This is a genomic window from Actinophytocola sp., assembly GCF_045807065.1.
In the GTDB taxonomy this organism is placed as follows: domain Bacteria; phylum Actinomycetota; class Actinomycetes; order Mycobacteriales; family Pseudonocardiaceae; genus Actinophytocola.
Window position 1 is genome coordinate 1 of sequence record NZ_JBJMIE010000749.1, and the last position, 11,647, is coordinate 11,647.

Below are 11,647 nucleotides of genomic sequence, written 5' to 3' on the forward strand. Positions count from 1 at the left end.
CCGGCGGCATGGTGCCGTAACCGGGCGCCTGGGGGTATCCGGACGAGGGAGTCTGCGGGTAGCCCTGCGCGGGTTGCCCGTAGGGCGGGCTCTGCGGATACCCCTGCGCGGGCTGTCCGTAGGGCGGGCTCTGGGGGTGGCCCTGGGCCGGTTGTCCCTGACCCGGCGTGTACGGATACCCGCCCTGGGGGTATCCGCCGCCCGGCTGACCGGGCTCCTGGCCGTATGGCTGTGTCATTACCACTCCTATGAGGCCGCCGCAGCGGAGATGGCGAGTGCACAGATACTGGCACAGTCGTCAGGTATTTCCCCGACGTTTCACCCAGATCGTGACTGGGTTTTGGGCCCGAGGACCCGCAGGTCAGGACGCGCGGCCCGGGACCCCGCCGGGCACCGCGTCACTCGGACGGATACCGTCCGCTTCCGCTGGCTGAGCGCCGTCCTGAGAACCTGCCTGAGAGTCCGCCGGCTTCGGCTTGGGCGGCACGATGCTCGCCAGCTCCCCGCCGTTGTCGTTCATCCGCAGCACGAACGGGCGGTGCGCGGTGTACTGCACCACCGAGACCGACGCCGGGTTGACCACGATCCGCTGGAACGTGTCCAGGTGCTGCCCCAGCGCGTCGGCCAGGATGGCCTTCAGCACGTCACCGTGGCTGCACAGGAGCCACACGGCCTCCGGGCCGTGCTCCCCGGTGATCCGCGCGTCGTGCGCCCGCACCGCGGCGACGGCCCTGGCCTGCACGCTGGCAAGCCCCTCACCGCCGGGGAACACGGCCGCGGACGGGTGCTGCTGCACGACCGACCACAGCGTCTCCTTGGCGAGGTCCTTCAGCTCGCGGTTGGTCCAGTCGCCGTAGTCCACCTCGGACAGGCTCGGCTCGGTGACCGGGGTCAGCCCCCGGGCGGCCGCGAGCGGGGCGACGGTCTGCTCGCACCGCAGCAGCGGCGAGCACACGATCTCGGCGAGCGGCACGGCGGCCAGCCGTTCGGTGAGCCCGTCGGCCTGCTTCCGGCCGGTCTCGTCCAGCTCGACCCCCGGGGAACGCCCGGCGAGCACGCCGGATCCGTTCGCGGTGGAGCGAGCATGCCTCAGCAGTACGACGGTGGCCACGACGCCAGACTATCGATCGCTCAGAGTGCCGGCCCCGCGTCGGGCGCCAGGGTGCCGATGGCGACGAGCACGAACAGCAGCACACCGAGCGCGAGGCGGTACACGACGAACGGCAGGAAGCTGTTCTTGGAGATGTAGCGCATCAGCCAGGCGATCACCGCGTAGCCGACCACGAACGCGATGATCGTCGCGACGATCGTCGGCCCCCAGGGCGGCGAGTTCTTCCCGCCGATGTCCTTCAGCTGGTACAGCCCGGAGGCGAACACGGCCGGCACTGCCAGCAGGAACGCGTACTCCGCGGCCGCCTCGCGCTTGTAGCCGAGCAGGCGGCCGGCGGTGATCGTGCCGCCCGAGCGGGAGACGCCCGGGATCAGCGCGAGGGCCTGGGCGAGGCCGTAGCCGATGCCGTGCGGCACGGTCAGGTGCTCGAGGTCGAGGTACTTGCGGCCCACGTGGTCGGCGATGCCGAGCAGGATGCCGAAGACGATCAGCGTCGTCGCGATGAGGCGAAGATCACGGAAGGCGTGCTCGATCTCGTCCTGGAACAGCAGGCCGAGGATCGCGATCGGCAGCGTGCCGAACACCACCAGCCACGCCATCCGCGAGTCGGGGTCCTCGCGCCACGTCGACAGCCTGCGCAGGGACCGGAACCACGCGACGAGGAGGTGACCGATCTTCCTGCGGAAGAAGATGATCACGGCCACCTCGGTGCCGAGCTGCGTCACCGCGGTGAACGCCGCGCCGGGGTCATTCCAGCCGGCGAACGCCGCGGTGATCCGCAGGTGCGCGCTGGACGAGATCGGCAGGAACTCGGTGAGCCCTTGTACGAGACCGAGAATGATGGCTTCGAGCCAGCTCAACTACCAACTCCTGCGCGATCCAGAGCCTCCGCCGCGACCCGCAGGGCCGCGACGCTGTGCTCCAAATCTTGCAGTACGGGGGAAACGGTCAGTGTGGTGACCCCCGATTCGGCCATGGCCTGCATCTTCTCGGCGATGCGCTCCTTGGGGCCGAGCAACGCGGTCGAGTCGAGGAAGCCGAGCGGCACCGTGGCGGCGGCGCCGGCGTAGTCCTTCGCGAGGTACCGGTCCTGGATCTCGGCGGCCTCGGCCTCGTAGCCCATGCGGCAGGCGAGGTTGTTGTAGAAGTTCTGCTCGCGGCTGCCCATCCCGCCCACGTAGAGCGCGGCGTACGGGCGGATCTGGTCGGCGGCGGTCCGCCAGTCGTCGCCGAGGACGATCGGCGCAGTCGGCACCACGTCGAAGCCGTCGAGGGTCTTGCCGGCCTTCTCGCGGCCCTTGCGGATCAGCTCCAGCGACTCGGGGCCGTACTCCGGGGAGTAGAAGATCGCGAGCCAGCCGTCGGCGATCTCGCCGGTCAGCTCGAGGTTCTTGGGCCCGATCGAGGCGAGGTAGATCGGGATCTCGTCGCGGACCGGGTGCACGATCAGCTTCAGCGGCTTGCCCGGCCCGTCGGGGAGCGGCAGCGTGAAGTGCCTGCCCTGGTGGGAGACCCGCTCGCGGCGCAGCGCCTGCCGGACGATCTCGACGTACTCGCGGGTGCGGGCGAGCGGCTTGTCGAACTTGACGCCGTACCAGCCCTCCGAGACCTGCGGCCCGGACACGCCGAGGCCCATCCGGAACCGGCCGCCGGACAGGGTGTCGAGCGTGGCCGCGGTCATCGCCGCCATGGTCGGCTGGCGGGCGGGGATCTGCAGGATGGCGGAGCCGACGTCGATCCGCTCCGTGTGCGCGGCGACCCACGCGAGCACGGTCGGCACGTCGGAGCCGTACGCCTCCGCGGCCCACGCGACGGAGTAGCCGAGCCGGTCGGCCTCCTGTGCGATCTTCAGGTTGTTCGCGTCGTTGCCGGCACCCCAGTAGCCGAGGTTCAGTCCGAGTCGCATGCCGGCACCCTACCGTGCGGTAACCCGGCCGTGCGGTGAGTCTGCCTGCGGGAACGTGGAACTGCCCGTACTCTTCGCCCCCGTGGAGCAACGACACCTCGGCCGCAGCGGGTTGCGGGTGGGAAGGATCGGCCTGGGCACGATGACCTGGGGCCAGGACACCGACGCCGACGAGGCCGCGAGCCAGCTCGTGGCCTTCGCCGACCTCGGGGGCACCCTCGTCGACACCGCCGACGTATACGCCGGCGGCGAGAGCGAGCGCATCCTGGGCGGCCTGCTCGACGACCTCGTGCCCCGCGAGGAACTGGTGATCGCCACGAAGGCCGTGGCCCGGCGCGACGACGGCCCGTTCGGCGGCGGCGGGTCCCGCGGGGCGCTCCTGCACGCCCTCGAAGGGTCCCTGCGCCGCCTCGGCGTCGACCACGTCGACCTCTGGCAGCTCCACGCGTGGGACACCGCGGTGCCGCTCGAGGAGACCCTCTCCGCCCTGGACGCGGCCGTGACCAGCGGAAAGGTCCGCTACGTCGGCGTGTCGAACTACTCGGGCTGGCAGCTCGCGACGGCCGCGACCCTGCAGCGCGGCAAGCCGTCCGCCCTGGTCAGCACGCAGGTGGAGTACTCGCTGCTGGAACGCGGCATCGAGCGCGAGGTGCAGCCAGCGGCGTCCCACCACGGGCTGGGGCTGCTGGCCTGGGCCCCACTGGGCCGCGGCGTGCTCACCGGCAAGTACCGCGCGGCGACCCCGGCCGACTCCCGCGGCGCCTCCACGCACTTCGCGCCGTACGTCGACCACCACCGCAACGAACGCGCGGCCCGGATCGTGCAGGCGGTCGTGACCGCGGCGGACGGCCTCGCCACGTCTCCCCTGTCGGTGGCGCTGGCCTGGGTCCGCGACCGCCCAGGCGTGACCGCGGCGGTCGTGGGTGCCCGCGACACCGGCCAGCTGCTCGGGTCGCTGGTCTCCGAGGAGCTGACCCTCCCGGCCGCGATCCGCGCCGCCCTCGACGACGTGAGCGACATCGAACTGGGCTACCCCGAACAACGCCTGGGCTAGCCACCGCGTGTCCAACGCTCACGCCCCGCGTGTCCAACCGGCGTGACGCGCGAGTTCGTCAAATCCGGCCGGTGAACCGCCACCTCCCCCGGCCGACCTCGTAGATCGCGAACCCCGGTTCGGCGCGGAGGAACCGCGCTCCCTCGGGTGCCGCCGCGTTCCCGGGCACGTGCACCTCGGCGGTCGCGCCGAACGGCACCTCCACCGTCAGGGCGAGCCTGTTGCCGCCCAGGGACCACTGGACCGCCGCCCGGCCACGCACCGTCTCGATCGACGTCGCCGCCCGGGTGACACCCACCCGTGCGTCGGGACGGACCACGAACCGCTCGTACCCGCCGTCGCCGGGCCGCAGACCGGCGACGTTCTCATACAGCCACTGCACGACCGTGCCCAGGAAGTAGTGGTCGCGCGACCGGGACTCCAGCGGCCACATCTCCCACATCGTGTCCGCGCCGTTCTCGGCCCAGTACCCCCAGCTCGGGTAGGTGCGCTGCGTCGCGACCGCGTGCGCGACGTCCGCGTGGCCGTGCGCGGTGAGCACCGGGAGCAGCACGCTCGTGCCCAGCGCACCGGTGTTGAGGTGGTTGCCGCGGGCCTGGATGTCGGCGACCAGGGAGTCCACCACGGCCGGCACCGCGTCGTCCGGCACCAGGCCGAAGGCGAGCGGGATGGCGTTCGAGGTCTGCCGGTAGTCCGGGTCCTTGTCGGTCCGGTACACCCCACCCCGCAGGAAGGTCGCGTTGAGCGCGTCCCGCAGGCCGGTCGCGACCTGGCGGAACCGGGCGGCCACGTCGCCGCGGCCGAGCAGGTCGCCCAGCTCCGCCGCGGCGGTCAGGCCCCGGTGCAGGTAGGCGGTCGCGGTCAGCCGGGTGTCCTCCGGCGGGATGCCGCTCTCGTAGCCGGGCGGCAGCCAGTCACCGAGGGCGGTGACGGCGAGGCCGTCCCGCAGCCGCGCGATCTCCCAGTCGAGGTAACGCACGAGGAGCGGCCAGTGCTCGGCGGCGACCCGGTCGTCCCCGTACACGCGGTACATCTCGCGGAGCACGAACGGGTACACGGTGGTCCATTCGGGTGACGGGGCCAGTTGCTGGTAGCCCCATCCCCCACTCGGCACGATCACCGGCAGCTGACCGGCCTCGTTCTGGCTGTCCCCGAGGTCGCCGAGCCACTTCGTCAGGAACCGCTGCATGCCGAGCGCGTAGGTCATCACGGGCATGCCGAGCTGGGCGTCGCCGGTCCAGCCGTTCTTCTCGAACATGGGCGTGTCGGTGGGGATGCCGTGCAGGTTGTTGCGGATCGTGCGGCGCATCGCCCGTTCGAGCTGCTCGAAGAAGGGCTCGTCGCAGTGGAAGGTGCCGGTGTCCGGGACGTTGCTGTGCACGACCCTGCCCAGCAGTTCCGCCGGCCGCGGAGCCCGAGGCAGGCCGCTGACCTGCACGTACCGGAAGCCCTTGTAGGAGAAGCGAGGCTCCCAGACCTCCTTGCCGGTGCCGGCACAGAGGTACTCGTCGAGCTGGTGGCGGCCGGGGACGTGCTGGTTGGCGCCGAGCACCGAGCCGTCCGGGTTGAGCTGCTCGCCGTGCTGCAGGCTGACCACCGTGCCGGCCGGCGCGGTGACGGTCAGCCTCGTCCAGCCGGCCATGGTGCGGCCCATGTCCGCGACGTACGAGCCGTCCGGCAGCGCGGTGACCGACACCGGCACGACGGTCTCGGCGACCTCGATCGGCTCGTGCTGCTGTGCCTTCAGCGTGCCCCGGGGCGCGTCGAGCGCCGTCGCCGGCCGCCAGGCGGGAACCTGGCGGGCGTCGTAGGTCTCCCCCGCGTAGATCGAGTCCAGGACGGTCGAACTGTCGGCCACCTGCCAGTCGGTGTCCGACCCGAGCGTGGTCCGCGTGCCGTCCGGGTGCGTGACGACGAGCTGGGCCAGCAGCCGCGGCTCGCCGTGCCAGGGCGCGCGGTGCCAGTTCCAGACGTTGGGGGTGGTCAGCCCGTAGAAGCCGCGGCCGAGCGTCACCGCGAGCTCGTTGGCGCCCCGGGACAGCAGCCGCGTGACGTCGTGCGTCGCGTACAGGACGGTGTCGTCGTAGTCGGTGAACCCCGGGTCGAGCACCTGGGTGCCGACGCGCCGGCCGTTGAGCTCCGCGTCGTAGTAGGCGAGCCCGCACAGGTAGAGGCGGGCGTCCGCGACCGGCTTGGGCAGGGTGAACCGGCGGCGCAGCACGGGGGCCGGCCGCTCCACCACGATCTCGCCCTGGTGCCCCCACGGCCCGCTGCCGTAGGGCGAGAGGACGGTGGCGGGAGCCCACGCGCTGTCGTCGAAGCCCGGCTGCTGCCAGCCGGCCTGCTCGGTGTCGGCGACCCGCCAGTTCCCGTCGGAGACCACCTCGAACTGCGCGCCGCCCTCGAGATCGACGACCAGCCGCAGGAGCAGGCCGCCGGGGTTGACGGCGACGTTGCCGCGGTTGGTGGCGACGACCGCGAGCGTGAGGTCCCGCTGGCGGAGCCGCGCGGTGACGTCGACGAACCGGCCGATCTTCCACCCGTCGACCTGCTCCGGGGAGTGCAGCACCCGCTCGCCGTCGAGGTAGAGGGTGAAGTCGTCGTCGGCGGTGGCCACCAGCCGCGCCCGCGTGACCGTCCCGGCGGGAAGCGTCGCGGTGCGGCGAAACCAGCGCGGGCCGGCCGGCGCGTCGTCGGGTGTCGAGTCGGGTGACCAGATCCAGAACGCGCCGCCGAAGGTGGGCGGTTCCTCGACGGGCGCGGCGCCGATCCACCGCGCCTGCCAGGGCGTGCCCAGGAACCCGGTCTCCCACCAGCTGGCCGGACTCCACGCGGAGGCGCGGCCGTGCTCGTCCCACACCCGCACCCGCCAGCGGTAACGGGTGTGCGGTGACAGCGGTGGGCCGCCGTAGGGCACGCCCACGGTGCGCGCGGAGGCGACCTTGCCGGAGTCCCACAGGTCGTCGACCCGCACCTGGTAGGCCGACTGACGGGTGCCGCCGCCCCCGACCACCCAGGACAGCCGTGGGGCGGCGACGTCGGTGCCGAGCAGGGCGGACGCGTACTCGACGGTCGTCCGCACGACCGCGGGAGCGCTGCCCACGTCGGCCTCCTCTCCCGGCTGCCCGCCGGGTTCGGCCGCCGCCACGGTGGTGGCCGCGCCCGGGATCGCCAGCGCGCCGGCGCCGGCTGCCGAACTGCGCAGGAAGGTCCGGCGGCTCATGCCCTCGCTCATCGCATTCCCCTCGCTGGGCCCACGACAGCCGAATGAAACGTTTCAGTGATCGTAGGGGTTCACCGGTCCGCAAACAATCCGCCAAAGGGACTGGGATGATCTACCCGGATGCCCACTGCGTGCTCACGCGCGGTAACCGAACCCCGCGGCGCGACACCCCGTATCGGGGGTTAGCGTCGAGTGCGTCTTTGGAGGATGCTGGACAGATGTTTCGTCGGCGCGACCTGCCGCTGCCGGCGAGACCGCGATGGCGGAGGTCGATGTTGCGTCGTAAGGTTGCCGTGCTCGTGATGGTCTGCGCGGCGGTCGGCGCTGGTTGCAGTTCGGGTCAGCCGAGCGACGAGCTGATGGTGACCGATCACCCGGTCGCCGCCGTCGCCGCCGTCTCCCCACCCGCCACCACACCGCCCGCGGGCACGGTCAGCGCCCTGTCCGACGACGTCACGGCCATGGCGTTCGAGCCGAGGACCAGGACGCTCGCGGTCGCGACCAAGGGATCCGTGCGCCTCTACCGGCTGGCCGACACCCTGACGCCGACCAGGACCGTGCCGCTGACCGCCGAGTCCCTGACGGTCGACGGCGGCGCCTTCCTCGTCGCCGGCGCCAACAAGGTCACCCGCCTCACCCCGGACGGCGACACCAGCCCGACCGCCGAGTTCCGCGGCAAGCCCGTCAGCGCCACGACCTACGACGGCCGCACGCTGGTGGCCGTGCGGGACGAGCGGGCGGTCGCCGTGGTCAAGGACGACCGCGTCCAGCGGATGATCAGCGGCGACCTGATGAGCGCCGACCAGGTCCTGTCCACCGGGAAGAGCGCGGTCGTGCTCGACCGCCTGCGCAACGCGGTGTTCCAGCTGGACGTGCCGGGCGCCGACATCCAGCAGGGCCTGCGCGCCGGTCAGGGCGCGACGAACGCCGTGACCGACCGGTTCGGCCGGGTGCTCGTGACCGACACCCGGGGCGGCGCGCTGCTGGCGTTCTCCGTGGACCCGCTGCTCATGCGGCAGAACTACCCGGTGCCGGGCGCGCCGTACGCGATCGCCTACGACCGGGAACGCGACATCGCGTGGGTGACGTTGACGAAGACGAACGAGGTGGTCGGCTACGAGGTGGCCGGCGAGCAGCCGAAGGAGAAGTACCGGTTCCCCACGGTGTCCCAGCCCAACACCGTCGCGGTGGACCCGAGCAGCGGGCGCGTGCTGGTCGCGTCCGGCACCGGAGATGGGATTCAGGTGATTTCACTATGAGCTCAGAGGTGGTCGACGGAGACTGGGAGTACCGGCCGCTGCGCCTTCCGCCGGGTGTCTCACGGAGGTCAGCGGCCACGCAACTGTCGATCCACGCCGAGTTCGCCGGCTGGGAGCTGTCGAACGTGCGGCTGTACTCGGACGGGAGCCGGCGGGTGCTGCTCAAGCGTCGCCGCGCCCGGGGGCTCCTGCCCGGACTGAGCACGTAAGCTCAGCTACCACTCTGCGCGGGGAGGTTCTCGACGCCTTCCCAGACCGCCCGCGCGCCGGCGTCGCCGACGCGGTAGACGTGGATGCCCGCGCCGACCGCGACGCCGACGGTGACGAGCGCGAGCACGATCGCGGCCAGGGCCGGCGCCCTGCGCGCTTCCTGGGGTACCTCCTCCTCGGCGCCCGCGGCGCCGACCGCGACCTTGGTGGTCACCTTCCGCTCGGCCATGGTGTGCACGACCATGAGCGCCCCGACCGCGACCGTCAGTCCGACGGACCACCAGATCATCAGGTCGGCGAGACGCCAGTGCTCGGCGATCTGCGCGCTGGCGGGTAGCCGTCCGGCCAGGTTCTCCCCGCTCCTGGTCGTGAACGGCACGAGTAACGTCGCGGCCGCGGCCGCGGCGAAGACGAGCCAGCCGAACCGCCGCCGCACCGTCGGCCACACGGCCGACAGGACGGCACCGGCGACGGCGAGCACGAGCAGCACCACCGTGAAGTGCACGAGCAGCGGATGGACCGGCAGACCGCCTACGAATTCGGGCACGATGCCTCCGTCTGGTTGGGATGTCGTTGCCGGCTGCTTACGCGGCACTAGTCCACATGGTTCACAGTCCCTAGCGATCATCACCGTGCGTGATCGCCAGGGCATGCTGAGTCAAACTTCCGCCCCGGTCAACAGCCGCGAAGGAACCGATCGAGCACCCGGGTCCCGAACCGCACGGCGTCCACGGGCACCCGCTCATCCACCCCGTGGAACATCGCGGTGAAGTCGAAGTCGGCCGGCAGCCGCAGCGGCGCGAACCCGAAGCACCGGATCCCGAGCGCCTGCAGCGACTTGGCGTCCGTACCACCCGAAAGGACGTAAGGGATCGTCCGAGCCCCAGGATCCTCACCCTGCAGAGCCACCGACATCGCCTCGACGAGGTCCCCGTCGAAGGTCGTCTCGACAGCGGGCAGATGCGTGACCCACTCCCGCTCGACGTCGGGCCCGAGGATCTCGTCGAGCTCCCGCTCGAAGGCCGCCTCCCGCCCGGGCAACACCCGACAGTCCACAACAGCCTCGGCGACGGAGGGGATGACGTTGGCCTTGTACCCGGCGTTGAGCATCGTCGGGTTGGCGGTGTCCCGCAACGTGGCCCCCACAACCCGGGCGAAGGGCCCGAGCTTCCCGACGGCGCCGGGCAGATCCTCCTCATCGAACTCGAGCCCGGTCAACTCGGTGACGGAGGTGAGAAACGCCCGCACCGAGTCGGTGACCACCAACGGGAACTCGTGAGCCCCCAGCCGAGCGACGGCCGCCGCAAGCTTCGTGACCGCGTTGTCGTCGTGCAGCATCGACCCGTGCCCGGCCCGCCCCCGAACCCGAAGCCGCATCCAGGCGATCCCCTTCTCAGCGACCTCGACGGTATAAGCCCGGATATCCTCACCGAGCGTCACGGAAAAGCCCCCCACCTCCCCCACAGCCTCGGTAACCCCGTCGAACAGCTCGGCCCGGTTCTCGACGAGCCACTGCGCCCCGTAAGCACCCCCAGCCTCCTCATCGGCCAGAAACGCGAACACAAGATCACGAGGCGGCACGATCCCGTCCCGCTTGAAGCGCCGAGCAGTGGCCAAGGTCATAGCGACCATGTCCTTCATGTCGACAGCCCCACGCCCCCAGATGTACCCGTCCTGCACAGCCCCCGAGAACGGATGCACAGACCACTCGGTAGGGTCAGCCGGCACCACGTCCAAGTGACCATGAATCAAAAGCGCACCACGCTCCGTGTCTGCCCCAGGAAGCCGAGCAAAGACGTTCCCCCGCCCGGGCGCCCCAGACTCCACGTAGGTGGTCTCGTACCCCACCTCCTCGAGCTTCCCACGCACATACTCCGCAGCAGCCCGCTCACCGACGGTGGTCGAAACCTCCCCGGTGTTGGAGGTGTCAATGCGGATCAGCTCACTGGTGAGCTCAACGGCCTCGTCCTGGGCCAGGTCAATCGCTTCGGTCACGGCCCCTTCCTACCATTGCCCCACCCCTTGAACCCGCCGGAAGGGCATCGGCTACGCTATGCGCACCACAGAGTCCGAGTGGCGGAATGGCAGACGCGCTAGCTTGAGGTGCTAGTGCCCGACAAGGGCGTGGGGGTTCAAGTCCCCCCTCGGACACAGATCCCCTGGACATTTCCTGGCAGTAGTCAGTCCTGTTCTCGACCCTGTTCGCGGTCGCGTCACGTTGTCGCCTGTCTCCCGTTGATGCTGGTCGGGGGTGGTCGCCGTGGCTGAGCGCACGATCGCTCCGCTGGTGCCGCCCCGCCTGTCAGTGTCCGCCGGGGGCCCACTCCTCGCCACTCGCGGCGGCCAACTACCCGTCGCCGAGCTGCTCGCCGCACCTCGGGCTGGGTCACTGGTCTACGGGATGGGGAAGATCGACACCTGGGGTGTGGTGTCCAATCGGGACACTGTCCAAGCACTGGGCTGGGCGCCCGGTGATCGCCTCCAGATCGCCCTGGTCGGTGGGTCCGTGGTGGCCCACCGTGACCCGGACGGGGTGTTCGCGATGGGCCCGAAGCCCTACCTCGTGCTGCCGGCCGCCGTGCGGCACCGCAGCGGCGTCCGTCCCGGCGAGCGCGTCCTGGTCGCCGCCGACCCCCACCGCGACGTCCTGGTCGTGCACCCCCTCGCCGCGGTGGACTCCATGATCGCCACGTATCACGCATCCCTGACCACCGGAGGTGACGCCCGATGACCACGCAGACGACGCAGCCCGCTGCCATGGCGGCGGACCGGGAGGTCGTTGCGGCGGCGCGGGTGCTGCTGGAGCGGATGGGCGTCGACCCCGCCGACCTGATGCAAGATCCCGCCGACCGCACACCGGTACCCACGTTCGGCGAGTACATCC

Annotated in this window: 10 protein-coding genes, 1 tRNA gene and 1 pseudogene; 5 read left to right on the forward strand and 7 right to left on the reverse strand. The window is 71.2% G+C overall.

Translation table 11 applies throughout. The annotated features are described in order from the left end of the window. The 4 genes and pseudogenes from ACJ73U_RS43810 to ACJ73U_RS43825 all read right to left on the reverse strand — a co-directional run. A pseudogene (locus tag ACJ73U_RS43810) lies at positions 1-238 on the reverse strand (FHA domain-containing protein); the annotation flags it as partial. A 123-nt stretch (positions 239-361) separates the two neighbouring features. Then, positions 362-1,111, reverse strand: a complete 750-nt coding sequence (locus ACJ73U_RS43815) for a histidine phosphatase family protein (RefSeq protein WP_407783709.1) — start codon at positions 1,109-1,111, stop codon at positions 362-364. 20 nt (positions 1,112-1,131) lie between these two features. Then, complete coding sequence (locus ACJ73U_RS43820; RefSeq protein WP_407783710.1) at positions 1,132-1,971, reverse strand: undecaprenyl-diphosphate phosphatase; 840 nt, start codon at positions 1,969-1,971, stop codon at positions 1,132-1,134. Then, the gene (locus ACJ73U_RS43825; protein WP_407783711.1) at positions 1,968-3,017 is read right to left on the reverse strand and encodes an LLM class F420-dependent oxidoreductase; all 1,050 of its coding nucleotides are present in this window, start codon (positions 3,015-3,017) and stop codon (positions 1,968-1,970) included. Before ACJ73U_RS43825 ends, ACJ73U_RS43820 begins: the two co-directional genes overlap by 4 nt. 82 nt (positions 3,018-3,099) lie before the next feature. Between ACJ73U_RS43825 and ACJ73U_RS43830 the strand changes: the two genes are divergently transcribed. Next, positions 3,100-4,071, forward strand: coding sequence for an aldo/keto reductase (locus tag ACJ73U_RS43830; protein ID WP_407783712.1), 972 nt, complete (start codon positions 3,100-3,102; stop codon positions 4,069-4,071). 58 nt (positions 4,072-4,129) lie between these two features. On the opposite strand, the gene ACJ73U_RS43835 is transcribed toward ACJ73U_RS43830, so the two are convergent. Beyond that, on the reverse strand, positions 4,130-7,306 hold the full coding sequence (locus ACJ73U_RS43835; protein WP_407783713.1) for a family 78 glycoside hydrolase catalytic domain: 3,177 nt from the start codon (positions 7,304-7,306) through the stop codon (positions 4,130-4,132). 260 nt (positions 7,307-7,566) lie between these two features. Here ACJ73U_RS43835 and ACJ73U_RS43840 point away from each other — a divergent pair, with 260 nt between their 5' ends. Both ACJ73U_RS43840 and ACJ73U_RS43845 read left to right on the forward strand, forming a co-directional pair. After that, positions 7,567-8,553 (forward strand): YncE family protein, encoded by a 987-nt coding sequence (locus tag ACJ73U_RS43840; RefSeq protein ID WP_407783714.1) that lies wholly within the window; start codon positions 7,567-7,569, stop codon positions 8,551-8,553. Continuing rightward, positions 8,550-8,762: a DUF5703 family protein gene (locus ACJ73U_RS43845; RefSeq protein WP_133906894.1), complete on the forward strand. Its 213-nt coding sequence runs from the start codon at positions 8,550-8,552 to the stop codon at positions 8,760-8,762. The genes ACJ73U_RS43840 and ACJ73U_RS43845 overlap by 4 nt, the downstream gene beginning before the upstream one ends. 2 nt (positions 8,763-8,764) lie before the next feature. Here ACJ73U_RS43845 and ACJ73U_RS43850 read toward each other — a convergent pair whose 3' ends face one another. Next, positions 8,765-9,310: a DUF2231 domain-containing protein gene (locus ACJ73U_RS43850; RefSeq protein WP_407783715.1), complete on the reverse strand. Its 546-nt coding sequence runs from the start codon at positions 9,308-9,310 to the stop codon at positions 8,765-8,767. A gap of 128 nt (positions 9,311-9,438) precedes the next feature. After that, positions 9,439-10,758, reverse strand: coding sequence for a M20/M25/M40 family metallo-hydrolase (locus ACJ73U_RS43855; protein ID WP_407783716.1), 1,320 nt, complete (start codon positions 10,756-10,758; stop codon positions 9,439-9,441). Positions 10,759-10,830: 72 nt separating this feature from the next. On the opposite strand from ACJ73U_RS43855, the gene ACJ73U_RS43860 reads away from it, so the two are divergent. Both ACJ73U_RS43860 and ACJ73U_RS43865 read left to right on the forward strand, forming a co-directional pair. Then, a tRNA-Leu gene (locus ACJ73U_RS43860) sits at positions 10,831-10,914 on the forward strand. A 109-nt stretch (positions 10,915-11,023) separates the two neighbouring features. Beyond that, positions 11,024-11,494, forward strand: coding sequence for a hypothetical protein (locus ACJ73U_RS43865; RefSeq protein ID WP_407783717.1), 471 nt, complete (start codon positions 11,024-11,026; stop codon positions 11,492-11,494). Positions 11,495-11,647: the final 153 nt, after the last annotated feature.